This is a genomic window from Paenibacillus sp. FSL H8-0261, assembly GCF_045040645.1.
In the GTDB taxonomy this organism is placed as follows: domain Bacteria; phylum Bacillota; class Bacilli; order Paenibacillales; family Paenibacillaceae; genus Paenibacillus_AQ.
Genome location: NZ_CP150297.1, coordinates 6069002 through 6093404 on the forward strand (window position 1 = coordinate 6069002; position 24403 = coordinate 6093404).

Annotated in this window: 21 protein-coding genes; 5 read left to right on the forward strand and 16 right to left on the reverse strand. The window is 46.0% G+C overall.

The features are described from left to right. Positions 1–89 precede the first annotated feature (89 nt). Positions 90–1586: a xylulokinase gene (gene xylB / locus MHI27_RS26995; protein ID WP_076300670.1), complete on the reverse strand. Its 1497-nt coding sequence runs from the start codon at positions 1584–1586 to the stop codon at positions 90–92. A 272-nt stretch (positions 1587–1858) separates the two neighbouring features. Further along, positions 1859–3175, reverse strand: coding sequence for a xylose isomerase (gene xylA, locus MHI27_RS27000; protein WP_042131068.1), 1317 nt, complete (start codon positions 3173–3175; stop codon positions 1859–1861). A 375-nt stretch (positions 3176–3550) separates the two neighbouring features. Between xylA and MHI27_RS27005 the strand changes: the two genes are divergently transcribed. Together MHI27_RS27005 and MHI27_RS27010 are read left to right on the forward strand one after the other, a co-directional pair. Beyond that, the gene (locus tag MHI27_RS27005; RefSeq protein ID WP_076285493.1) at positions 3551–4711 is read left to right on the forward strand and encodes an ROK family transcriptional regulator; all 1161 of its coding nucleotides are present in this window, start codon (positions 3551–3553) and stop codon (positions 4709–4711) included. A gap of 215 nt (positions 4712–4926) precedes the next feature. Further along, positions 4927–5127, forward strand: a complete 201-nt coding sequence (locus MHI27_RS27010) for a hypothetical protein (protein WP_042191897.1) — start codon at positions 4927–4929, stop codon at positions 5125–5127. A gap of 266 nt (positions 5128–5393) precedes the next feature. On the opposite strand, the gene MHI27_RS27015 is transcribed toward MHI27_RS27010, so the two are convergent. The 6 genes from MHI27_RS27015 to deoC form a co-directional block, all read right to left on the reverse strand. Then, positions 5394–5627 (reverse strand): glutaredoxin family protein, encoded by a 234-nt coding sequence (locus MHI27_RS27015; RefSeq protein ID WP_042191899.1) that lies wholly within the window; start codon positions 5625–5627, stop codon positions 5394–5396. A 69-nt stretch (positions 5628–5696) separates the two neighbouring features. Further along, positions 5697–6638 carry a thioredoxin-disulfide reductase gene (gene trxB, locus MHI27_RS27020; protein ID WP_042191901.1) on the reverse strand — a complete coding sequence of 314 codons (942 nt, stop codon included), beginning with the start codon at positions 6636–6638 and terminating at the stop codon, positions 5697–5699. 156 nt (positions 6639–6794) lie between these two features. Next, the gene (locus MHI27_RS27025; protein ID WP_339798652.1) at positions 6795–8759 is read right to left on the reverse strand and encodes a heavy metal translocating P-type ATPase; all 1965 of its coding nucleotides are present in this window, start codon (positions 8757–8759) and stop codon (positions 6795–6797) included. A 611-nt stretch (positions 8760–9370) separates the two neighbouring features. Then, entirely contained in the window at positions 9371–10447 is a 1077-nt protein-coding gene (locus tag MHI27_RS27030; RefSeq protein ID WP_405175058.1) for a hypothetical protein, read from the reverse strand. A 209-nt stretch (positions 10448–10656) separates the two neighbouring features. Next, positions 10657–11949 carry a homocysteine synthase gene (locus MHI27_RS27035; protein WP_042131076.1) on the reverse strand — a complete coding sequence of 431 codons (1293 nt, stop codon included), beginning with the start codon at positions 11947–11949 and terminating at the stop codon, positions 10657–10659. 312 nt (positions 11950–12261) lie between these two features. Then, positions 12262–12939, reverse strand: a complete 678-nt coding sequence (gene deoC, locus MHI27_RS27040) for a deoxyribose-phosphate aldolase (protein WP_143759565.1) — start codon at positions 12937–12939, stop codon at positions 12262–12264. 322 nt (positions 12940–13261) lie between these two features. On the opposite strand from deoC, the gene MHI27_RS27045 reads away from it, so the two are divergent. Further along, positions 13262–13603 (forward strand): hypothetical protein, encoded by a 342-nt coding sequence (locus MHI27_RS27045; RefSeq protein WP_042191906.1) that lies wholly within the window; start codon positions 13262–13264, stop codon positions 13601–13603. A 10-nt stretch (positions 13604–13613) separates the two neighbouring features. Beyond that, entirely contained in the window at positions 13614–14606 is a 993-nt protein-coding gene (locus MHI27_RS27050) for a ketoacyl-ACP synthase III (RefSeq protein ID WP_076285496.1), read from the forward strand. A 96-nt stretch (positions 14607–14702) separates the two neighbouring features. Here MHI27_RS27050 and MHI27_RS27055 read toward each other — a convergent pair whose 3' ends face one another. The 6 genes from MHI27_RS27055 to MHI27_RS27080 form a co-directional block, all read right to left on the reverse strand. Beyond that, a complete protein-coding gene (locus MHI27_RS27055) occupies positions 14703–15536 on the reverse strand; it encodes a prohibitin family protein (protein ID WP_042191910.1) in 834 nt (277 codons plus the stop codon). Positions 15537–15641: 105 nt separating this feature from the next. After that, positions 15642–16415 (reverse strand): hypothetical protein, encoded by a 774-nt coding sequence (locus MHI27_RS27060; protein WP_405175059.1) that lies wholly within the window; start codon positions 16413–16415, stop codon positions 15642–15644. A 189-nt stretch (positions 16416–16604) separates the two neighbouring features. Further along, positions 16605–17603 carry an LLM class flavin-dependent oxidoreductase gene (locus MHI27_RS27065; protein ID WP_341126863.1) on the reverse strand — a complete coding sequence of 333 codons (999 nt, stop codon included), beginning with the start codon at positions 17601–17603 and terminating at the stop codon, positions 16605–16607. A gap of 21 nt (positions 17604–17624) precedes the next feature. Beyond that, the gene (locus MHI27_RS27070; protein WP_042191916.1) at positions 17625–18107 is read right to left on the reverse strand and encodes an Rrf2 family transcriptional regulator; all 483 of its coding nucleotides are present in this window, start codon (positions 18105–18107) and stop codon (positions 17625–17627) included. Between the two features lie 189 nt (positions 18108–18296). Further along, positions 18297–19739 (reverse strand): SulP family inorganic anion transporter, encoded by a 1443-nt coding sequence (locus MHI27_RS27075; RefSeq protein WP_405176805.1) that lies wholly within the window; start codon positions 19737–19739, stop codon positions 18297–18299. A 192-nt stretch (positions 19740–19931) separates the two neighbouring features. Continuing rightward, positions 19932–21008: a bifunctional 3-deoxy-7-phosphoheptulonate synthase/chorismate mutase gene (locus tag MHI27_RS27080; RefSeq protein WP_076285501.1), complete on the reverse strand. Its 1077-nt coding sequence runs from the start codon at positions 21006–21008 to the stop codon at positions 19932–19934. Positions 21009–21688: 680 nt separating this feature from the next. On the opposite strand from MHI27_RS27080, the gene MHI27_RS27085 reads away from it, so the two are divergent. Next, entirely contained in the window at positions 21689–22234 is a 546-nt protein-coding gene (locus tag MHI27_RS27085; protein WP_042191922.1) for a glutathione peroxidase, read from the forward strand. Positions 22235–22439: 205 nt separating this feature from the next. On the opposite strand, the gene MHI27_RS27090 is transcribed toward MHI27_RS27085, so the two are convergent. Continuing rightward, complete coding sequence (locus MHI27_RS27090; RefSeq protein WP_076285502.1) at positions 22440–22781, reverse strand: 4Fe-4S binding protein; 342 nt, start codon at positions 22779–22781, stop codon at positions 22440–22442. Then, the gene (locus MHI27_RS27095; protein ID WP_405175060.1) at positions 22778–24388 is read right to left on the reverse strand and encodes an FAD-binding protein; all 1611 of its coding nucleotides are present in this window, start codon (positions 24386–24388) and stop codon (positions 22778–22780) included. Before MHI27_RS27095 ends, MHI27_RS27090 begins: the two co-directional genes overlap by 4 nt. Between the last annotated feature and the right edge of the window lie 15 nt (positions 24389–24403).

Sequence of the window (24403 nt, forward strand, 5' to 3'; positions counted from 1 at the left end):
AACGAGATGGTCATAAAAAAGGTCCTTCGCCATATGCGAAAGACCTTTTTTATCAGACATATCAAGCATAAACCCTTCGGCGTCCTTAATTATTGGCGGTACGCTGCCAGCTTGTTATTCAGTTCACGGGTCTGATCGTAGACTTCCTGATAGAGGTTAAATAAGCCGTCATAGATTGCCGCTTGCTTCGGATCTGGTTTATATACATCCGCAGGTCGGATGAAAGCTTCTGCACATGCACTAAGTGATGTGAACCAACCGCTACCGTACGCTGCCAACATCGCTGCTCCCATAGCCGGACCTTGCTCACTTTCAAGCTTCACGATGGATGCATTGAAAATATCTGCTTGCATCTGGAGCCATGCCTCATTTTTAGCCCCGCCACCGATCGCAATGATTTCTGTAATCTCTTTACCTGAATCACGTACAATCTCAATAGATTCACGTAGCGAAAAGGTGATGCCCTCTAATACGGAACGTGTAAAATGAGTCAACGTATGCCCAGAATCCATACCAATAAAGCTTCCGCGAATATTCGCATCTGGATGTGGTGTACGTTCCCCTACGATATAAGGTGTAAAGAGCAGTCCGCCGCTACCCGCTGGAATGGAAGCTACTCCACTTAGCAATTCATCAAAGCTTTTGTCTGCCGCAAAGGTTTCTTTGAACCATGTAAGGCTATGACCAGCCGCTAGAGTAACGCCCATGATATAGTAGGCATCTTTTTCACCATGGTTGAAGAAATGGACTTTGCCTTCGAGATTCAAGTCTTTGTTGCTCTCATAGGAAAGAACTACACCAGATGTACCAATACTGCACATCGTCCGGCCTTCACCAAGGACACCTGCTCCAAGAGCCCCGCATGCATTATCCGCACCACCAGCAAATACCTTTGTTGATGATAAAAGACCTGATGCTTCCGCAATATCCGACAATAACGTTCCTGTCTGTTCAAAGGACTCTACCAGTCTAGGACAAAGGGAAAGCGGCAGTTCAAAAGCTTCAGCAATTTCAGCACTCCACGTTTTAGAACCTACATCTAATAGAAGCGTTCCTGCAGCATCGGAATAATCCATCGCATAATCACCGGTCAACCGGAGACGCACATAGTCTTTTGGCAACAGGAACTGATACGCTTGTGATAATACCTCAGGTTCATTCTCTTGTACCCATAGAATTTTAGGAAGTGTGAAGCCTTCCAGTGCACGGTTTCTAGCAACCTCAATAAGCTTTGCTCCGAGCGTCTTCTCTATTCTTCTGCACTGTGCAGTAGTACGAGTATCATTCCAAAGAATGGCCGGACGAAGCACTTGCCCTTCCTTATCCACTAGTACCAATCCGTGCATTTGCCCGGAGAAGCTAAGACCATCAACTTGTGATGGATCTATGCCCGATACTTCAATCAAACGACGAAGACTGACCAGCGTGCCTTTTACCCAGTCCTCAGGATTTTGTTCGCTCCAGTTCGGCTGCGGTCTGCTTAGCGGGTAGGACTCGGAATGCTCAAAAGCCACCTTGCCCTGTGGGTCCACTAGAACAGTCTTCACTGCGCTAGTGCCCAAATCTACACCTATAACGTATTTCATTTTTTACCTCCTAAAAGTTTTATGGAGCTTAGCTACTTGATTCTCTTCGCAATAAAACTTACTTCGAAAGCATCCTGCTTAGTTTTATGAGCATAGGCTTCATTGAACTACTTCGAATAAAACTCGCTTCGTAAGCATCCACTTAGATTTATGAGCATTTCTAGAATATCTTTGTACAAAAAGGGGGCTGCCGAAGAATGCTCTCTTCAGCAACCCCCGTTGCATTTGTTCAAACTGGATTCAAAGCCTAAGCTTCAAGCTCCCTGTAAAGACTACTCAGCTAAGATGTATTGGTTAAGGGTAGCTCTCAGGTATTCTTGGCGTCCGGATTGGTTAGGGCGTGGGTTCTCATTGTTCAAAGCATATTCAGCCAAGGAAGCCAGAGTTGCTTTGCCGGATACGATGTCCGCACCAACGCCTTCATTGAAGCTGCTGTAACGTTTTTCAACGAAATCTTCGAATACGCGATCTTCGATCAATTTAGCAGCTACCTTCAAGCCTTTTGCATAAGTATCCATACCAGCGATATGTGCTAGGAACAGATCCTCAGGCTCAAAGGAAGGACGACGTACTTTAGAGTCAAAGTTGATTCCGCCTTTGCCAAGACCATCATTCTTGAGTACTTCATACAGTGTAAGTGTTGCATCGTAGATGTTAACTGGGAATTCATCTGTATCCCATCCGAGCAATGTATCACCTTGGTTAGCATCAAGCGATCCGAGCATGCCGTTGATACGAGCTACACGAAGCTCATGTTCAAAAGTATGACCTGCAAGCGTAGCATGGTTAGCTTCAAGGTTCAGCTTGAAGTGCTTGTCGAGGTTGTATTTTTGTAAGAAAGAGATCGTTGTTGCTGCATCGAAATCATATTGATGTTTCGTAGGCTCTTTTGGTTTAGGCTCGATCAGGAATTGACCGTCAAAGCCGATTTCCTTAGCGTAATCTACAGCCATGCTGAACAGACGAGCAATGTTGTCTTGTTCAAGACCCATATCTGTATTCAGCAATTCTTCGTAACCCTCACGACCGCCCCAGAATACATAGTTGCTAGCGCCCAGACGTTTACCAACTTCCAGACCTTTCTTCACTTGTGCTGCTGCATGTGCGAAAACATCAGCGTTAGGTGTAGAACCTGCACCGTGCATATAACGTGGGTTAGTGAACATATTAGCTGTATTCCACAACAATTTCTTGCCGGAAGTCTTCATGCCTTGTTCAAGGATATCAACGATGGTGTCGATGTTGCTGTAGAATTCACGCAAAGATGCGCCTTCTGGTGCGATGTCTACATCATGGAAGCAGAAGTAAGGGAGATCCATCTTGTCCATAAATTCAAATGCTGCTTCAGCGCGAGCCTTAGCTTTGTCCAGACCGTTCAATTTGTTCCAGCTGCGAATTGCTGTTTCAGCGCCAAACGGATCAGAACCGCCAGCAGTTAATGTATGCCAATAAGCCATTGCAAATTTCAGATGTTCTTCCATAGTTTTGCCGGCTACGACTTCTTTAGGATTGTAAAATTTAAATGCGAAAGGGTTGGTGGAACGGCTTCCCTCGTAAGAGATTTTGTTCACTGTCTCAAAATAAGCCATTGTGTAATCCTCCTCAATTTGTGCTTCGCCCGCAAGCGTTTACAGGATCATCTTAACACATCTTTCGGACTTTGTATATTGGTTAAACAAAGTTTTGATAAGTTTTTTTTGTCCATTTTTTGGGACCCTGTCTAGCCTCCTCTCTCCTCTTCCCAAATATAGGAGATCCCTGTTGGAAAATTTCCTCTGGACGCTACGTATTGCAATTTGCAGCACATCACTCTAGACTAAGTGGCATACAACAAATGGGAACTATGCCAAGCTAAACGCCTTTAGCGTCCTTTTAAGGACGGTAAGCGTTTATGCGAGAATTATAAGGAGAAAGTATACCGTGAAGCTTATACTTTCTTATAATTTAAGAAGGATGTGTGATTTGTGAAGGTTACTGGAGACCAAGCGCTGGTCAAAAAAATAAATAAATCGATTGTACTACATACCATTCGAAGACACTCTCCACTCTCGCGCGCGAAGGTCTCAGAGATGACCGGACTGAATAAAGCTACTGTGTCCAATTTGGTAGCCGAGCTGTGCACGCAAGAATTGGTAACTGAAGTCGGACCTGGGGAATCAAGCGGTGGCCGCAAACCGTTAATGCTGCATTTTAACACGATGGCTGGTAGTGTAATCGGCATAGAATTACGGGTAAAGCAGCTAACAGCGGTCTTATGTGATCTGAGCGGGGGCATTCTTTACGAAAGCGATTTCTCTTTAGAAAACCATGATTTCCCTTACGTTCTGGAACAAATGAAAAAACTTATCTCAGGCTTGATTATCAACGCCCCAGAATCCCCTTACGGCATCGTCGGCATCGGAGTAGGTGTCCCCGGGATGGTGGATGAAAATGGTGTTGTACTCTTCGCTCCCAACCTTGGCTGGGAAATGGTCGAGCTGCGAGCGATACTCGAAGCTGAATTTTCCGTTCCTGTCACCATTGATAACGAAGCGAACGCGGGTGCACAGGGTGAACTCAACTTTGGAGCGGCACGAGAGGTAAGGCATCTCCTTTACATCAGTGCGGGATCAGGGATTGGATCTGGAATTATTATTGGTGGGGAGCTGTACAAGGGTGCAAGAGGATATGCCGGCGAAACCGGACATATGACGATTGAAGCACAAGGCAAGCCTTGCAGTTGCGGGAGTCGTGGTTGTTGGGAGTTATATGCCTCTGAGAAAACTTATGATAATCCCGATCTCTCCCTCCCTGCCCATACTACGCCAGAGCTGGTTCGCTTTGCAGCCGGCGGGCAAGAAGACGCCCTGCATCACTTCTCAACGATGGGTGAATATCTCGGTATCGGGGTGACCAATCTAATCAATAGCTTCAATCCAGAGCTTATTGTGATCGGTGGGGCATTGTCTGAGGCTGAAGAATGGCTAGGCGAACCGCTGCGTCGGGTTGTAGCTGAGCGTACTCTTCCTTACCATAAGCAGCAACTCGAAATTACATTCTCTAAGCTCGGCAGCCGTGGAACGATGATCGGCGCAGGTTTCTCTGCTGTTATGCATTTCCTGGGCGATATTCGGGTGACCCTATAATCCATAACGGTAAGCGAAGCGTTTATGTGAGAAATATAAGAATAATTTATAGCGTGGAACATATACATTCTTATATTTTGAAATAATTGACGTAAAATTGACGCATTTGAGTGAATCAAAAGTGCAGTAAAAAGAACAGAAATCCTATATAATAAAGGTCAAGCTAGTGTGACATTTATCACTACAACCCCTTTTTTGAAATGGAGAGCGAGTCCATGACCTATGTTGATACGTCTGATATCTCGGCACAGATGTTCATCACTGTGTTGCTTTTTCTGCTCATTATTGCCCCTTTGATCAGCCTCGGCGTGCTCCGTTTTTTTCAAGCTAAAAAGAAATCAGGATTTATTCTTATTGGCAGCGGCGCTGCTGTATACGTACTATTTCAGCTCATTACATCTTTCACTCAAACCTAAACTCTACTTCTAGATCTACTTTCATAAAAATAGTCTGCGCACAGATGCGTCAGACTATTTTTTGTATGCTTAAAGCTCGCAGGTATTTTATACTTTCTTATATTTCAAAAAAGACCGCCTCCTGATCGGAAGCGGCCCATTACAATTTCCTTATGGAAATCTTATTTAACAAGAAGAAACGACTTTATCGTCCTATTAAGACGACATCGGCTCCTCGTAGAAATATAAGAATATTATAGTTGTACAGCATATAAATTCTTATATTTTCAAACAGTCGCGAGTGCTTTGTCGAACTGAGTTTTGTTCATGCCAACAATTTTATGCTCACCGATTACAGTTACAGGAATAGCCCTCACTCCCATGTCCCATACTTGCTGCGCAAAATCATCGTTCTGCTCGACATTGCGTTCTTCGTAGGATACGCCTTTCTCGCTTAAAAAGCTCTTCACCTGACGGCAATGCGGGCAATTTGTTGAGGTATATACAATTACATTCTCCATGGTATGACCTCCTATAAAAGATATACAGTGATGATATCAATTGTAGCATTGAGGGTTTTTCAAACCAAATTATAGAATAACTGCACTGTGCTCCAAGCTTTCGATATATTTCTCAGCATCCATAGCTGCCATACATCCACTACCTGCTGCAGTAATCGCTTGTCTGTAACGAGTATCCTGTACATCACCACATGCGAACACACCTGGGATATTAGTTTCGGAAGTGCCTGGGTTCGTCATGATATAGCCATCCGCATTGGTTGTGATCTGTCCACCTAAGAAAGAGGTATTAGGGTGGTGGCCAATCGCAACAAACACGCCGCTTGCTTCGATGATTTCTTCTTCACCAGTCTCATTGTTAAGCACTTTTAGTCCATTGACGCCTCTTTCGCTCGAAGTCACTTCCAGAGGAGTACGGTTCAAGTTCCAGTCTACTTTAACATTAGCGCGTACACGATCCTGCATGATCTTCGAAGCACGCAATTCTCCACGACGGTGCACCAAAGTCACTTTGGAAGCAAAACGAGTCAAGAAACCCGCTTCCTCAAGTGCGGAATCTCCGCCACCAACAACCACGATCTCTTTATTACGGAAGAAAAATCCGTCACAGGTAGCGCAGGTGCTCACACCGCGTCCTACGTTATCTTGCTCCCCTGGGATACCGAGGTATTTTGCTGTAGCGCCTGTGGAAATGATCAATGTATCTGTAGTAAGAACACCCATTCCTTCAACATTCAGCTTAAAAGGGCGCTCTCCAAGTTCTACACTGTTCACCCAGCCCGTACGGAATTCTGCACCAAAACGTTCAGCTTGTTTACGCATATTATCCATCAAGTCAGGGCCCATGATTCCTTCAGGAAATCCAGGGAAATTCTCCACTTCTGTAGTTGTGGTTAATTGTCCACCGGGTTGAGGTCCTTCGATGACTAGTGGGTTCAAATTGGCACGAGCCAAATAGATAGCGGCGGTTAATCCTGCCGGTCCAGTACCAACAATTATTGATTTATACATATCTATGTCCTCCTTGAGCTAAACGGCAATGACGTCGCTTCTTATTTAAAATAATTATAATGTAGTGTTAATTATGATAACTGAAAGCAAATATGTCAATATGCCAGACTCCCAAGTTCCGAAACTATTTTGTGAACAATTTAATTTTAAAAAATATTATCGCAATAATCTTAGTCCATTTAGAATCACTAATATCGTACTGCCTTCATGCCCTATCACGCCAAAAGGAAGTGCGATCCCTTGCACAAAGTTGCTGATCATAAGCACTGCAATCACAGTCACAGCAAAAATCATATTTTGCTTCACAATTCGCTGCGAACGACGCGCCAATGATATCGTTGAAGCGATCTCTTCTATATTATCATTCATAAGCACTACATCGGCTATTTCAAGTGCTGCGCCGCTTCCTTTCATGCCCATTCCCATGCCTACGGTTGCTGTCGCCAAAGCTGGTGCATCATTCACACCATCACCTACCATAACAACGTGACCATACTTTTCACGTAGTGCTTTGATATGCTTTACTTTATCCTCCGGTAATAGATCGGCAAATACCATATCCACTCCAGTAGTACCTGCAATAACCTGAGCTGTAGCGTCACGGTCACCGGTAAGCATTGCCACTTTAATCCCGAGCTCCTGCAGCTTACGCACTGCGGCTTCTGCTTGTGGGCGAACCGTATCCTGTAAAGCAATCATTCCGGCAATTTGCTCACCGTCCAGAATGATGGAGACGGTCTTCCCTTCTTCAGCCAACTGCTGCCGCTTAAGTTTCCAATGCTCTAGTTCAGGATTCATAGCAGATGGAGTCAGCTCATCGAGCAAATTAGACTTTCCGATTCTCCAGAGATGTCCGTCGATTTGACCTTCAATTCCCCAACCTGTGATGGTTTTACTGTCTTCTACTCCCTGTAGCGCTAAACCTTCCTCTTCTGCTTTACGCACAATCGCTTCCGCCAGTGGATGACGGGACATATGCTCAATGGATGCGCTAACCGTTAGCAACTCTTGCCGACTGTAGCCTTCACCTGCAATAAAATCAGTTACCTGAGGAGTTCCCTCTGTAAGCGTCCCTGTCTTATCGAATGCCACAACCGTTGTGCGAGCCATATTTTCCAGATGGACCCCGCCTTTAAACAGAACCCCTTTTCGCGCACTTTTGGAGATGGCTGACAGCATCGCTGGCATAATGGAAGAGACCAAAGCGCAAGGTGATGCTACTACTAGAAAGACCATCGCTTTATAGAAGGTTGCGCTCCAGCTCCAGTCCAGCAAAAACGGTGGAAGGATAATCAGCGCCACTGTCGAGGCTACGACAACCCGTGCATAGATGGCTTCTAGTCTTTTAATAAAACGCTGGGAGTTAGGAACTTCCGTCTCTGCCTCTTCTACCATTTTGATGATTTTAGCAAAAAGGGTGTTCTCAGCTGCTTTCGTTACCTCAATATAAAGGGGGCCTTCTCCATTAACAGTGCCTGCAAAAACCTCGCTACCGGCACATTTCTCTACAGGAACCGATTCTCCCGTAATGGAAGCCTGATCTACTGCCGATTCCCCCCGATATACCTTGCCGTCTGCCGGAATTAAATCTCCCGGGCGCACAAGCAGCAGATCTCCGATCACCAACTGGTCAATATTAACCTCATTCATACTTCCTTTTTCAATGCGCATAGCCGTAGCCGGTTTGAGTGCCATCAGCGAGGAAATATCCTTTTTACTACGTTCCATCGTATAACTCTCTAATGCTCCACTGAGTGCAAAAATGAAAATAAGCATAGCACCTTCATTCCAGTATCCAATGGAAGCTGCGCCTAGTGCGGCTGCAATCATTAATAGGTTCACATCGAGATCTCGTTCTTTGACGAGCGTTTCTACGCCTTCCTTTGCCTTGTTCCAGCCACCAATCGTATAAGAAATGACATAGAGCGCTATGGAAAGAATTTCTGACCATCCACCAACTGACCAAGCAAAAAGCATAAGCAGTCCGCTGCCCAGAGCAGCCTGCATTTCAGAATTGCTGAGCATGGCACGCGGATCGAACCGGCGCTTTGGAGCGCCTGGCTTCTTCATGCTGCCAGAGATAGATGACTGCTTGGGTAAATGTTTTGATGTTGCTTGCATAATAATCGCCGTCCTTTAAAGTTTTGTGGAGTTTTACTTCATTGACTCTACTTCGCAACAAAACTTGCTTTGTGAGCATACGCTTTGTTTTGTGGAGCCTAACTTCATTGGTTTTTCTTCGAAACAAAACTTAGTTCGTGAGCATACGCTCTGTTTTGTGGAGTTTTGCTTCTGCCAAGTGAGAATGAGAGCCATTATTAAGACCCCTAAAATGACACATGCTGCCCCGGCTTAGCCGGGACAGCATGATTGATAACTATAGGTAGTGAGAATGATAATCATTGTTGCAATAGTACAACTATATTTCCTTAGTGCAACTTATATTTTAATCATACCACCAGGAATTAAAAAGTAAAGCCTATCTATTCAGCTAAACGCCATTTATTTCAGAATATGTGTTAGCTGCCCGTTTAGTGGCGAATTTTATCTAAAAGCTCTGTTGAAGAAGAGCTCCCAACCATAAATTACAGTGATCATTCAATAACGAAGAGCAGTGATTCTCCAATAACGGCAGAATCACTGCTCTTTTGTCTTTTTATCGATTCTAAATGAAACGTATCGTCTTATTTAGAAGAGAAAGCGGCTTATGTGACAGCCGCTTCGTTGTTGTCCTACTGCCTTCCACCGGCGGCAGTATCCAGTGTCTCCTGCTGCCTGGCGATCCAGATCAGACAGGCTGCTCTAAGCAGCGCTTCGGTCCGCTGACCTGCGCTGCAAAAGATCCCGCTGAGGCCGATCTGATACAGATCGGCCAAAGCCGACGCCGCCGGAGTCCCCGCGGCGAGAACTACCGCTGCCGGCTTCACGCTCCGCACGGCGGCAAGGATCTCCCCCGCCGCCAGGGCGAAGCCCTCTGCGGCGGCCCCTTCCAGCGCGAGCTCGCTCGCCGCGCCGTCGAGCACTAGGAAATCGGCGATGCGCGCGATTTCCGCGGCGGCGGAGGGCTCCACATCGGGCGCGATCAGCGCCCCGATGCGGCACGCCGCCGCATAAGCGTGGCCGAGTGTCTGATCGGCCACGACCTCGATGAATTCGCGCTTTGCCGCGAATTCGGCTCCGCTTGCGGTGTAGGCGACCAGCAGGTCAAGGCGGCAATCGCCGCCTTGCCGCTGGCTCTCCGCCACCGCAGTAAAAAGCGCTTCGAGCTGCGCGTCCTGAAGCGCGGTGAGCTTGGCGGGCTGCGCCGCAAGCTCCTCTGGATGCAGCAGGGTGAGCGCTGCCCATTCACCATCCGGCGATTCCAGCAGCGCTGTGGTCGCTGCCTGCAATCGATAATAAATCCGCTGCAGCATTCGATTAGCCTGCAGCTCATCTTCACTGGATAACCAGTTCTCATAAAGACAGAACAATTCAGGTTCAAGCAGCCATTCCTCACTCCGTATCAGACAAGGTCCAGCTTGAACGGATCTTGTTCCTTCTCTTGTAGTAGGGCGCTCTTCACGTTCTTCTCGTCCTTCACGCAGCACTAAGAAGGCCGACTGTTCCCCAGGGCGCTTAAAATAAGAACGGTTCAAAGGTTCTACGACATCCTTCTGCTCTACTCCGGTGATAAATTCTGCGGCAGCGGAGGCAACGGATCCGGCTTGGCTCATTTCCATCCCAACAGCCCGATCACCGGCCTTATACATGAACTTGAACGGGCGCTCTTCACTACTCCGAAAACCATCCTGCTGACGTTCACCCTTCATCTTCGCACCCACCCTTTATCTTTGGATTGCTGCCGGTACGCCTAGTAAATAAACATCATGCTACCGACATCTTATTACCACACTTATAAATACGGGAACCTCCCATGAAATATGCAAGCGTTGCCAAATCATATGAATAATTTGCCTTATTAAATCACAAAAAAGGCATCGCCACATAGCAGCAGATGCCTTCCTTGAACTTCATTGTTCTATTGTTGACTGGCGGCAATGGCCTGTTCCAGATCATAAATAATATCATCAATAGATTCCGTACCAATCGATAAGCGAAGCAATTCCGGAGTTACTCCCGCTGTGGTTTGCTCTTCATCCGACAGCTGTGCATGTGTTGTGCTTGCAGGGTGGATAATCAATGACTTGGAGTCACCGACATTCGCCAAATGCGAAAACAGCTTCACATTTTCAATCAGCTTGCGTCCCGCAGCACTTCCACCTTTAATACCGAAGGTAAGGATCGCGCCTTGACCTTTAGGTAAATACTTTTGCGCTAATTCATGAGATGGATGAGTAGGAAGTCCAGAATAACTTACCCATTCTACATCTGCGTGTGCCTCCAAATATTGCGCAACCTTTAGTGCATTCTGGCTGTGACGTTCCATCCGCAAATGGAGTGTTTCGAGCCCTTGCAACAGCATCCAAGAGTTAAATGGTGAAATAGAAGCACCTAAATCGCGAAGTAATTGAACGCGGGCTTTGATAATATAAGCAATCGGTCCAACAGCTTCCGTATAAACAACGCCATGATAACTTGGATCAGGCTCTGTAAGTCCTGGGAACTTACCGCTTGCCTTCCAATCAAACTTACCACCGTCCACAATAATTCCACCGATAGATGTACCATGCCCGCCGATGAATTTAGTTGCCGAATGAACAACGATGTCAGCTCCATGCTCAATCGGACGCAGTAAATATGGACTTGGGAACGTATTATCCACAATAAGAGGAATTCCATGTTCGTGTGCGATCGCTGCAACGGCTTCAATATCTAGTACATTCCCCTGTGGGTTACCAATGGTTTCTGCATACAAAGCTTTGGTTTTATCATTAATCGCAGCACGGAAGTTCTCTGGATTATCCGAATCCACAAAATGCACCTTAATGCCAAGCTTAGGCAGCGTTGTAGAAAAAAGATTATAAGTTCCACCGTATAGGCTTGCCGCAGATACAATTTCATCCCCAGCGCCCGCAATATTTAGAATGGAGAAAGAAATAGCCGCTGCCCCGGAAGCTGTAGCAAGTGCACCTGCTCCACCTTCTAGTGCTGCCAAACGCTGTTCAAATACATCTGTAGTCGGATTCATCAGCCGAGTGTAAATATTACCGAATTCTTTGAGCGCAAACAGATCCGCTGCATGATCAGCATCACGGAATCCATAAGACGTGGTCTGATAAAGCGGTACAGCACGTGCGAAAGTAGTTGGATCAATTTCCTGGCCTGCATGAACAGTCAAAGTTTCAAATGACAGCTTACGGTCTTCTGACATAGGTATTTCCTCCCTTTATAAATAAGAATAGAAATCTTTAACAAATAATAATTGTACCCATTCTCTCATAAACGACATCATTTGAAAAGAAAAAAATCTTATTATTCCGGTGCGAATTATTATATTTTAATTTATTTAAAGGAAAGCATGTCCGATGAACATCAGATAACGCTTTCAATAAAAATTTTTAAGCCGAAGAAACATGTATAACCATATGTACCTGACACAGAACATCTACGCAATAAAAAACAGAATAGCGGCGGATAAAGCTTGTCCACCTCATCTCACCGCTACCATTTTACTTATCTTCTTTTAGTAATTGCTTTGGCTTGTTTCTCCCTTAGCAATCGCTACACCGCCGCTGGTACCAATACGGCTTGCACCAGCTTGTACCATTACATGTGCATCTTCTGCACTACGAACACCACCGGAAGCCTTCACACCCACATTAGGTCCAACCGTTGCACGCATCAGCGCGATATCTTCCTTCGTTGCCCCACCTGTAGAGAATCCTGTGGATGTTTTTACGAAGTCTGCTCCAGCTTCAACAGAAAGCTTGCAGGCGCGAACCTTTTCTTCTTCCGTTAATAAACAGGTCTCGATAATAACCTTAGTCAGTGCTTTGCCGCGAGCTGCGTCTACAACTGCTGCAATATCACGTTTAACCAACTCATTGTTACCATCTTTCAGCGCTCCGATGTTGATGACCATATCCACTTCACCTGCACCATTAGCGATAGCATTGGTAGTCTCAAATGCTTTGGTCTCTGTTGTCGAGGATCCGAGCGGGAAGCCGATAACTGTACATACTTTAACCTCAGGCGTATCCTTCAACACTTCATGGGCAGTAGCTACCCAAGCAGGGTTTACGCAGACCGAAGCAAACTTATAGGCTTTTGCTTCTTCTGCCAATTTAACGATATCTTCTTTCCGTGCATCTGCTTTAAGCAGTGTATGATCAATAATCCGCGATAGTGTAATTTCGCTCATTTTTGTCATTCCTCCATGATTTGGATAGTGAGTTTTTTTCATCTCTGTAATCATACCAATAGAACTCTGCTTTGCAAAGTCGACTGGACGATCAGACCCACCCTAACCTCGATTAACTCATATAAATACACTTAGAGAAGGTCATTATTTACTAAATTATCTTTTCAAGTTAATTTTATACCTTCTTGTATTTTTTAAAATATAAAGGATAATCCCCCTAAACTTTCCCATTAAAAAATACGATAATATCTATATAAATGGGTTTTTTAGCCTATTTATTTAAATTTTTCTTTCATCATATTTAGGAGGAGATCGATTTAAAATGGGAAACTTTAATTTCACCTCAAACGCTGCAGCCCAAAAACTGAATGTACAAGTAGAAGGTTCTATGTCACCGGAGGACGCCGGGCGCTTCATTCAGGAGTACAACCAAATCGTAAGTACATTTGACCCAGCACAATATGAGATCATTTTAGATTGCAAGACATTAAACGTATCCTCGCCCGACACTCTTCCTATGCTTGAGCAATGCTACATACTGTATAAAGAATCAGGATTTAAAAAAGTAACCTTCATTATTGCCAAAAGCCCTGTCCTAAAAATGCAGCTAAGCCGAGTAGCCCGGGCAACAAAATTAGAAAATTACGAAATTATTGAAGCATAGGAGGTTTCATTTGGGACATATAACCATCCGCCAAGCCGCTTATTACCATCCGGAACATGTCGTATCTAATGATTATTATCTGGAGCATTTCCAGAGTATGGGCAAGGACATTAAGCGATTCCTAGAAGTCATGGGTCGTGACCGGAGATACATCGTAAACGATAAGGATGAAAATGCCCTAACGATGGGACTCAAGGCCGCCCAAAAAGCGCTACAAGAAGCCAATTTACAAGGTGAAGATATGGATATGATCATGTTCGCTTCACAGACACCGGAATATACCTATCCTACCAACGCACTCCTGCTGCACCGCATGCTACAAGGTAAACATCGGACCATTACGCAAGATTCCAATGCCAACTGTGCAGGAATGGTGTCTGCTGTAGAGCAGACAAGTCGTTATATGCAAGCTAATCCTAGTATCCGGTACGCACTCGTCGTGGGAAGCGACTATAGCTCAGTGCACTGCAATACGGATGATGAAATTACTTACCCTAACTTCGGGGATGCCGCAGCAGCTGTCATTCTGGAACGAAGTAGCGAGCAATCAGGCTTCATTGACTCCCTTTATTACACTGATTCTGAGGGATCTGAGAATATTATGTTCCCTGCTTGCGGTTTATCGAATATTTATCACGAGGACATTACACCTGAGCAAATTCGGATACGCTGGACACCCTTTGACGGTACTGTTTGTGTAAATGCGGCGGTTGCAGACATGAAAGAGCTTCTCTCAAGAAACGGCCTGACTACAGATGATATATCTGCCTTCTGCCTTTCACAATTCTCTCTCAAAAATATCGAACTCATCCAAGAGGGTCTTGGACTTACTGATGAGAAATTCATCTATGTAGGTGACGAGTTCGGGTATACGGCTACAAGCAGTCCTTTTATCGCCTTTCAACGCGGAGTCGAAGACGGACGAATCAAACGTGGCGACTATGTCTTCTTCTGGTCGGTTGGTGCTGGTTGGCAAATTCCTACAATGCTTTATCAATATTAATAGCATAAAAAGCCCTACTTCTATAGAAGTAGGGCTTTCCCATCAGAGGAGCAGATGTTAGCAATTTGTGAAATAAATCAGAAATCTAATAATGAATTATTTAGTCAGGGATTGAACATCCACAAATGGAGTGGCTCCCCCTGTTACAGATGGCAGTACGCCGTTCCATTTTTCCAGCGCTTTCTCCTGAACCTCTATTTGCTTCAGCTGCACCAGCTCAGGCGTAACCTCTTGCTTCTTAAGTCTTAAAGATTCGGCTTCAGCTTGCGCCTGGGCGATCTTTTGCTTCGCTTCAATCTCAATCCGCCGGAGATCATTTTCGGCTTTCAGCGCCTGCTGCTGGGCGACCTGCTTCGCTTCAATCGACTGGTTAAACGCCTCAGAGAATTTAAAGTTAACAATGTTAATATCGTTGACGATCAGATCATATTTTGCCAGCCTAGCGGTTAAGTGCTCACTGATCTCACTCGACACTACATCACGGCGTGTAATCAAATCCTCTGCTGGATATTTGGCTGTCACTTCTTTAACGATTTCTTGAATGGCCGGATTGATAATTACATTATCAAAATTACCTCCGATATTGTTCATCAGATTAAAGGCAGAAGCCTTATTTACGGAATAGTTCACCGCTACATGTGTGGATACGGGCTGAAGATCTTTTGAAGAGGCTGAGGTATCGGTCTCCGCTTTCGTTACCTGCGTATTGACTTGAATCACCGTCTGAATAAACGGAACTTTAAAATGAATGCCAGGTGACAACGTATTGTCATTTAATTTACCAAAGGTTTTGTACAAACCTACATGCCCATATTCCACAGATACAAAAGAGTTCGCGCCAATCAACAATACAATGAGCACCGCTGCAACACCACTAACTATTTTCCCCGGTCGCAGCTGTTTCAATTTCGGATTCATTTGCATATTCATCCAATACCCCTCCTAGATTATGGATAATCATTTAAGCTTAATCGTCTATACGGAGGTTTGAGGGAATTGGTCGCAGGAAATATTTCAGCAGCAGTGGTCATGGCGTTACCGCTCTGGGATCAGTCCTTCTAGGGTCAATCGGAATCTTTTGCTCTGCTTGTCCCCGATATTAAAAGCTTCATATATTCCTTCATCCGTTAGCACTACGGAGTCCGCCTTCAAAGCATCATTAACGTAAGTTACCTCAGCGTGATCAACATTCCAGCGGTAAATGTAGGCACTCATCGGATTTCCATGCGCGGCTACACCCTCAATAGATCCATCCCCATCAACATCCAGCTCTTTGGAATGTCCGGTATCTATCTGCAGCAATCCCGAGGGGTTACCACTCTCGTCGATTAAATAATAGTTAGTGAGCGAATTATTTGCTCCTAGTCCACCGGTGATTTTCAGCACCTTTTCGCTAAAAATTCGCACCACTTCTACCTTGATATCCTCCGGCTGACGATAATTATAAGTTCCTATCGCCCCTAGACTGTATTGTCCTTTGGAAGTAGAAATGTTGGCATACACGTAGTCTTCGTCACTAGCCATCGTATACACCCTCACTTTGACTCCTCCGAAATTATCCAGCTTCTTCTCTGTAATTAAAGTAGCGCCTGTAGGTGGATCACTTAGTTGAGAGACTACCGGGATTGTATCCACCAGCTTCCACTCTAGCTTAATGAGATTTGCAGCGGTGTCCGTTGGCTTCGGTCTTGAGGTGTGGTAGTCGTTAGCCGATTGAGAGGGGGATGGGTCCACCTGATGTTGGCAACCTGCCAGCAGATTCATTAGAAGCAAAGCTGTCAGCGTAACGGATTTATGTAGAGGAAACATCTCTTATTCACTTCCTATCCTCTTTTTAAAATCAAATCTTTCATTAATCATAGATGAAGTTAGATAATCAAATGTTACTTTTAGGGGGCGAGAGGGTTAATTTATTGTCTTTTGAGGGCATGCGTCGATCAAAAAGCTAAATTGGGCACACAAAAAACCCGCATCAAATGCGGGTTTGAGAGGAAAGAATCAAGAGCCTAGCAGTTCACGCGCCAGTAGTCGGTAAACCTCTAGCCGTTTCTCCTGCGAATGTGGGATGCTGCATATCATTGCTTCTTGGAATCCATATTGTGCTTGTTCTTCTTGCAAACGTACGGCAATGTCTTTAACCGCACCAACCAAATGAATCTTACGGCTTTCCTTGATTGACATCCGATCAATTTCCGATAACGATATGTTCTGAGCTTCTTCTGGTGTCAATACCTGAGTAATTCTGCCCTTGCTCATCATCAACCGAAAAATATCCTGCGGTAATGCCTCATACTCAGCTTCTTCCTTCGTTTCTGCGGTGGTCACCATATAGGATACACTAATCTCAGGTTTGTCCATGAAGATAGAAGGCTGGTAGTTATTCCGATATTGATCCAAAATCTCATTACTCATCGCACCATTAAAAAATTGCGCAAAGGAGTATCCGACTCCCATCTGTGCTGCTTTTCGCGCACTGTTGCCGCTCGAGCCTAACAACCATACCTCGGGGAGCGCCACCTTCGTTGGAGCGGCAAGATTTTTGGTATACAACTCACTTTCCGGAATCTGATCACTAAGCAGCTGCATAGTAATGCCAAGCTTATCATACATGTTATGCAGCATTAACTCGCGGCCTTCAGACAGAGCGTACATAGCACTTGTATCGCCACCAGGAGCTCGTCCCACACCGAAATCTATTCTCCCTGGGGTAAAAGCACTTAACGTTTTAAATACTTCCGCCAGCTTAAGCGGAGAATAATGCATCATCATAACACCGCCGGTGCCGATTCGAATACGGTTGGTCTTAGCGGCTAAACGGGCTGCCGTTACTTCTGGAGCTGAGCTAGCAAATGTATTTCCGCCATGGTGCTCTGCCATCCACATTCTGCTATATCCCAACTCATCTGCTAAAATAGCTAGTTCTTCTGCTTTATTCAGAGCACCTTCCGCTGTGTTACCACTTGTCACGGGTGCCTGATCCAATACGCTTAATCTCATGCGAATACATCCCTTCTTTGGTTAGATGACCATTTTATTGCTGATCCATTCCTCTAAGGCTGCAATCTTATCTTTAAAGCGTTCACCACGCATTTCCTCCGACAACGAAGCAATAGTCTCCCGCTTTAATACAGCTTTCCAAGAGGATTCAGCTTCTTCCATCAGATTGGTTAACAGGCAGCAGCTATCTTCTTTCTCTAAATCCAACATGTCTACCAGAATACCATTGGATGAATACAGCGACTGCTGGCCTTCCACCGCAAGGTAAACGTCATATACACGAATATCTTCAGGTCTCTTCTTTAATTTAAAGCCACCTTTAATGCCGGGAACAGACGTGATGATGTCTGCGGTTACCAGCTTTCTTAACAGTTTCTGAAAATAGGTCGCCGATGCTCCGAGCTGCTGGCTAATCGCTTCTCCAGACAACACCGCTTTGTCCGGCAGCATGTTAAGCAGAACCAGTGCATACACTGACTGTTCTACCCCTGTTTTCATATGCATGTACAGCACCTCGATCTACATAAATTGCTTAATATAAACTGTAGACTATACCACCCGCGTATAAAGCGGATAAACATTATCCACTTTATACTTTATATCAGTTTGCACCAAAAGTAAAACCCTGCTCGTCTTCTCTTACAGTTAATATCTGCTATAAAAAAAAGATCGCGCATATAGCGCAATCTTTTTTTATATGGATAGTCCCACCCGCTGAACCAGCTGTGAGCTCTGATCATTAAGTCCGGTAATGGTGACTTTTTTGCCACGCTCGGCGTATTTGCTCATCGTCTTCGCTATGGCATGAACTGCGGATTGGTCCCACACATGGGAATGTAAAAAATCGATAATAATATGATCGGGATCGCTATCGTAGGCGAATTCATGAATGAAGTGGCTTGTCGTGCCGAAGAACAGCTGGCCGGTAACCGAATATGTTTTGGAAGAGGTAGCTTCCTGAACTGTTAAGCGGATCGAAGCTATTTTCCAAGCAAACGTTAAAGCACTTAGCAGAACCCCAAACAAAACGCCAATAGAAAGATTGTCTGTAGCCACCACGGTGACCACCGTCACAATCATAACCAGCGCATCGCTAAGCGGAACACGGGTTAGAGATTTAAGCGAGCCCCATTCAAAGGTGCTGATACAGACCATTATCATTACGCCAACGAGCGCGCCCATCGGAATCTGCTTAACCACATCGCCAAGTACGATAATTAGGAACAATAAAAAGATCCCTGATACAAACGTAGACAGACGCGTGCGTCCTCCTGACTTCATGTTAACCATTGACTGGCCAATCATCGCACAGCCTGCCATCCCTCCGAAAAAACCAGTGACTACATTCGCCAGCCCCTGTCCCTTCGCCTCTCTGTTCTTATCACTACCTGTGCCTGTAATATCGTCTATTAAGGTGGCAGTCATCAGTGATTCCAATAACCCAACTACGGCCAGCGAGAGTGAATATGGCAAAATAATAAGCAGAGTATCCAGCGTGAACGGAATCTGCGGTAAATGGAATAGTGGCAAAGTTGCTGTAATATTCCCCATATCGCCTACGGTTCTTACGTCCAGATGAAGAGCGATGCTAAGAACAGAAACGATAACAATCGCTACAAGCGCTGAGGGTACGGCTTTGGTAAACCGAGGAACCGTATAGATAATAAGCAATGTCAGAGCTACCAGTCCATACATCACCCAGCCTTGTCCCTTAAAATGGGTAAGCTGCGCCATGAAAATCAGTATCGCCAGCGCGTTGACAAACCCCGTCATGACCGGCTGTGGCAAAAAAGTGATGAATCGGCCCAGCTTTAGCATCCCCATCAATATCTGAAACACACCAGCCAGTACAGTTGCCGCGAACAGATACTCTATTCCATGCTCTAGTACGAGACTTCCGACTAATAGGGCCATAGCCCCTGTAGCCGCCGAGATCATTCCGGGTCTGCCTCCGGCAAGTGCGGTTACAATTGCAATACAAAAAGAGGCATATAAACCAACCATCGGACTTACTCCCGCCAAGATCGAAAAAGCGATCGCTTCAGGAATCAGTGCAACGGCTACGGTCATCCCCGATAAAATATCGGTTCGAGTGTTAGAAAACCACCCATTATTTAAGGTAAGCTGCTTCAAAATCTAATTTCCTCCTGTGACTAATAAGGTATATAGGCCTTTTCAAAAAGACCCGGGGCCGGTGCAACGCTAATGTTCCTTATTGTACTCGACCCGCCTTCACCTTCACAAAAAGATTAGATAGACTTGTAAGCGCTTATTCACCTCATTTTCTAGCCAATCCTTGAAATATCATTCAAATTCTATATTTCTAGATTACCGGTATAGTCCGGAAGCTTTCACTTCATTAAAGAAATTATTGAACTCATCAATATTCAGCTGCTGCGCAGCATCGGACAACGCAGTTGCAGGATCAGGATGAACCTCGACCATAATACCATCGGCTCCGGCTGCGAGTGCGGCTTTTGCACAAGGGATAAGAATATCTTTGCGTCCTGTGGAGTGAGTAACATCGACCAATACTGGCAGATGGCATTCCTGCTTAAGAATAGGCACTGCTGAGATATCGAGCGTGTTGCGGGTCGCTTTTTCATACGTACGAATTCCGCGTTCAATCAACATGATTTGTGTATTACCACGAGACATGATGTATTCCGCTGCATGTATGAATTCATCGAGCGTAGCAGCCAATCCGCGTTTCAGAAGCACAGGCTTATTGACTTCTCCGACCGCTTTAAGCAGCTCAAAATTATGCATGTTCCGTGCACCGATCTGGATAATATCTACATAATCTAAGGACTCTTCAATATGTCTTGGATCTACAATTTCACTGATGGTCAGCAGACCATAATCATTTGCTGCTTCACGTAATATTCTTAGGCCGTCCATACCTAGACCTTGGAAATCATAAGGAGAAGTCCGCGGCTTGAAGGCACCTCCACGCATAACACGTACACCAGCTTTTTGCAGGGCTGCAGCTACGGTGCGGGTCTGTAGTTCACTTTCCACAGAGCAAGGACCAGCTACCATCAGTGAAGAAGGACCGCCAACAGTAACATCTCCCGGCAGAACAATCACAGTGTCTTCTTTGTGACTCTTACGCGCTACTAGTAAAGTTTTTTTATGTTCATCGGATTGTAAGTCCAGAGATGCTGAAAAAATTTGTTTGAAGAGGCTGCGGATGGTTCCGTTAGTGAAAGGTCCTTTGTTGCTCGCTACGAGCTGATCCAGCATTTTCTTTTCACGTTCTGGATCGAATTTAGGCACACCTTGCTTTTCTTTAACTACTCCAATCTCCTGCACAATTTTAGCCCGCTCGGAGATCAGCTCCAGCAATTGCCCATTAATTTCATCCAGACGACCTCTAAGAACATCCAATTCTACGTTACTCATTACCCTTCCACTCCCTCTTCTTATTTATAATTTGAAACGCAAAAAGGCCCCCCGTCGCAAGGGACGAGGAGCCGTGGTACCACCCTTATTTAGAATTAACCCTTAAACTAGCACAAAGGAATAGAAAATCGGATTCCCTCGACTAAAGATTAACTCTATCTTAAACCCGGTAACGCGGGGCGCGGGCCTCCCTACTCATACCTGTCACGACCTGTGACAAACTACTTCAGGGGCCGACTCGGAAGTGAACTTCGGCATTAATCGTCTCATGAGGGTGCTCTCAGTCTCCGGCACACCTTCCCTGTTAAGATCCGCTATAATGCTTACTCTCTTCGTCATAGTCTTATTTATGTCAGCGCGTCTTTTGCGCTGGTTTCTGCTATCTTAATCAAAAAATGTTTCCGATGCAAGATAATAATGGAACGCTGAGTAGCTTTAACGCAATAAAATCATATGAGATACAATTATTCTTATAACAACTCGCTAGAATAGGCTTTGAAGTATGAAATAACCCATACCCATACTATTCTGCCACTGATTAAAAGGTTCCAATCCCTTTCTATGTATGAAGTTGACAGCGATATTTTGATTGTTTACAATTAAATCATTGAAAATATTTCCTGTTCTTATTCACTGGCAGCTTTAGCGTTGACAATACATAACTGAAGGGATGTAGCAGCATGAGCATTTATCCATATACAGCACGCAGTATTCGAGGAAAAGAGATCGAACTAGAGGAATACAAAGGTAAAGTACTTTTGATTGTGAATACAGCAAGTAAGTGTGGGTTTACCCACCAATACTCCGACCTGCAAAAGCTCTATGAGCGATACGAAGATCGTGGCTTCCAAATTCTCGGTTTCCCTTCCAATCAGTTTGGGGAACAGGAACCTGGCAGCAATGAAGAAGTGAATGTATTTTGCCAAATCAATTACGGCGTTACGTTCCCTCTCTTTGAGAAGGTTGAAGTAAAGGGCGAAAATAAACATCCCCTCTTCACTCACCTTACTGAGCAGGCTGGATTTGAAGGTTTCGACATGAACCATTCTTCAGGAAAGCTGCTTCAAAGCATGCTTGAGAGCAAAGATCCGGAAGCACTGAACAATGACGAAATCAAATGGAACTTTACTAAATTTCTAATTGATCGCGAAGGCAATGTAATTACAAGATTCGAATCTACTGTGGATCCGCTGGATATTGAGCCAGCGATCGAAGCACTGCTATAGTTTTTTTTAGATATATACCGAACTAATGATATCAACTTAAAGCACAGTAGTCACTGCGGTGAATAATTGGACTTCCGGCCGCTGTTGTCCCCAGATTTCTTGATTGAAACCGCTCTTCGCGGTGGAAATCCCGGGACAAAGGCCTACATAGATTGAATTTCTATACAACAATAAGCCGCCCAGACTCCAACTCTGGGCGGCTTTTTCACGTACGGTACTGCTCGGTAAACACTTCAAAATAAGGGGTGGTATCCCTTTCAGCCATTGAGCCATTAGCGCCCGGTCCCCAGCCGATCTCAGCCCGCCAGCTCCCTAGCAACCCTGTCTGGATTAGCGCCTCCTCATTTACACCGATCAGCTGATCTGCCTGTGGCGCTACATAAAGTGCATCTACAGGGCAATAAGCTTCACACATAAAACAAGTCTGGCAATCTTCCTGACGCGCAATAACCGGAATCTTCCCCTGCATTTCGAATACGTTTGTCGGACATACTTTCGTGCACAGTTTACAACCCACGCAGCGTTCCACGCTGATTAGTTCAATCATATCGCCTGCCCCTCCTTTAGTAAATTCAGTTCATGAGCATGGGGCACAGCCTCGGTACCGATGCTTATTTGCTCTATACCGGATACAATCAGCCGGTGGGTTTGATGCGGATCAAGCTCCGGATATTCCGCGAGCTTTTGCAGGCCGCGCGTCTCCTTCCGGGCCAGCGCGGCGGTGTACATCCATCTGCCGACCGCGAGCATAGCCGCGGCTTCGCGTGCTTGCACGATGCCCTGTACGGTGGCGGGAACGCGCCCGTTCAACAAGGGCATCAAGGCATTCAGCCGCTTCAAGGCTGAAGAAATGCCCGGTTCGCTGCGGAAATAATTAATCTGCAGCGGTAAGATTTCACGCTGGATCGCCGCGACTAGCGGCTTCACCTCCAGCGTTTCCGAGGTGTCGGCGCCAGCCGCCAAACCGTAGCGTCCCGCTGCGGTCAGATTGCGGCTGTTCGCCTGTCCTCGGCAGGACCGCGCATGCTGCGCGGCTCCCTGGCCTGCCCAGCTTCCGCTGCATATGGCCCAGGAAGCGTTATAAGCCCCGCCGCCGGAGATGGCGCCGGTCACTTTCTCGCGAGATGCGGCATCTCCGGCCGCATAGAGTCCGGGCACGGTCGTCCGGCAGTCCGTGCCCGTAAGGCGCAGACCCCCAGTGCCGCGCATGGTTCCCTCATAGCGCAGGGTGAGCGGGAATTTCTGCTTAAACGCATCAATTCCCGCCCGCTCAAGCGGCATAAAGAAGATCGGATGCGCTTTTCGCAGAAAATCCTGTTTCTCCGCTGTATCTGCCAGATCCAGCGAGGCATAAACCGACCCCTTGAGCATCATTTCAGGGATGCTGCCAAAGGTCCGATCCCCTTTATGCAGCGGATGACCGTCCGCATCATAAAGCGTTGCCCAAGCTAGCATACGGCCACGTGTTACAGTTCCATCTGCAAAGCTCGGAGCGTATTGGCGGCTGAATTCCATGCCTGACAAATCGGCTCCCACCTCAGCGGACATCAACAGCCCTTCGCCTGTCAGTACGTTGCAGCCAAGACCTTTGCTGAGAAAAGCACAGCCTCCGGTTGCCATCACAACGGCATTTGCCTTCACTTCCCAAGACTCCCCTGTCAGACGGTTGATCCCACGCGCCCCGCCAACCCCATGTTCATCATGAAGAAGCTCTAGCGCTGGCGACTGATCGAGGATCGTGACCCCCGCCTTGCGGACAACTCTTCGCATAATCCGCATGTACTCTGGTCCATGCAGATGTGTACGCAGTGAGTTACCTTCATCATCCTTCGGAAAAGGATAACCCCACTGCTCGACTAGAGCCAGATTCTGCTCTACCTGATCCAGCACTCGGTGAATCCAAGCATTCTCCGACAGATATCCACCAGATTTTAGTCTGGATTGAACCGCCTGCTCACGCAGCTCGGCAATTGGAGGGATAACGAGCAGCGTTGTACCGCCCGGAGCAGTGGCGCCGCTTGTGCCCAAGTAGCCCTTATCGGCCAGGACTACCTTTGCACCCTGTGACGCTGCACTCCATGCCGCCCAAGCTCCTGCGGGACCTCCGCCAAGCACGAGGACATCCACTGTCATTTCCTTCTTAAGCTGCGACATATCTTTTCCTCCCAA

What these genes read in the sequence shown, in the direction of transcription:
- xylB (WP_076300670.1), bottom strand. Translation starts at nt 1,586, where the DNA reads ATGAAATACGTTATAGGTGTAGATTTGGGCACTAGCGCAGTGAAGACT.
- xylA (WP_042131068.1), bottom strand. Translation starts at nt 3,175, where the DNA reads ATGGCTTATTTTGAGACAGTGAACAAAATCTCTTACGAGGGAAGCCGT.
- MHI27_RS27010 (WP_042191897.1), top strand. Translation starts at nt 4,927, where the DNA reads ATGACCTATGTTGATACGTCTGATATCTCGGCACAGATGTTCATCACT.
- MHI27_RS27015 (WP_042191899.1), bottom strand. Translation starts at nt 5,627, where the DNA reads ATGGAGAATGTAATTGTATATACCTCAACAAATTGCCCGCATTGCCGT.
- trxB (WP_042191901.1), bottom strand. Translation starts at nt 6,638, where the DNA reads ATGTATAAATCAATAATTGTTGGTACTGGACCGGCAGGATTAACCGCC.
- MHI27_RS27025 (WP_339798652.1), bottom strand. Translation starts at nt 8,759, where the DNA reads ATGCAAGCAACATCAAAACATTTACCCAAGCAGTCATCTATCTCTGGC.
- MHI27_RS27030 (WP_405175058.1), bottom strand. Translation starts at nt 10,447, where the DNA reads ATGAAGGGTGAACGTCAGCAGGATGGTTTTCGGAGTAGTGAAGAGCGC.
- MHI27_RS27035 (WP_042131076.1), bottom strand. Translation starts at nt 11,949, where the DNA reads ATGTCAGAAGACCGTAAGCTGTCATTTGAAACTTTGACTGTTCATGCA.
- deoC (WP_143759565.1), bottom strand. Translation starts at nt 12,939, where the DNA reads ATGAGCGAAATTACACTATCGCGGATTATTGATCATACACTGCTTAAA.
- MHI27_RS27045 (WP_042191906.1), top strand. Translation starts at nt 13,262, where the DNA reads ATGGGAAACTTTAATTTCACCTCAAACGCTGCAGCCCAAAAACTGAAT.
- MHI27_RS27055 (WP_042191910.1), bottom strand. Translation starts at nt 15,536, where the DNA reads ATGAATATGCAAATGAATCCGAAATTGAAACAGCTGCGACCGGGGAAA.
- MHI27_RS27060 (WP_405175059.1), bottom strand. Translation starts at nt 16,415, where the DNA reads ATGTTTCCTCTACATAAATCCGTTACGCTGACAGCTTTGCTTCTAATG.
- MHI27_RS27065 (WP_341126863.1), bottom strand. Translation starts at nt 17,603, where the DNA reads ATGAGATTAAGCGTATTGGATCAGGCACCCGTGACAAGTGGTAACACA.
- MHI27_RS27070 (WP_042191916.1), bottom strand. Translation starts at nt 18,107, where the DNA reads ATGCATATGAAAACAGGGGTAGAACAGTCAGTGTATGCACTGGTTCTG.
- MHI27_RS27080 (WP_076285501.1), bottom strand. Translation starts at nt 21,008, where the DNA reads ATGAGTAACGTAGAATTGGATGTTCTTAGAGGTCGTCTGGATGAAATT.
- MHI27_RS27085 (WP_042191922.1), top strand. Translation starts at nt 21,689, where the DNA reads ATGAGCATTTATCCATATACAGCACGCAGTATTCGAGGAAAAGAGATC.
- MHI27_RS27090 (WP_076285502.1), bottom strand. Translation starts at nt 22,781, where the DNA reads ATGATTGAACTAATCAGCGTGGAACGCTGCGTGGGTTGTAAACTGTGC.
- MHI27_RS27095 (WP_405175060.1), bottom strand. Translation starts at nt 24,388, where the DNA reads ATGTCGCAGCTTAAGAAGGAAATGACAGTGGATGTCCTCGTGCTTGGC.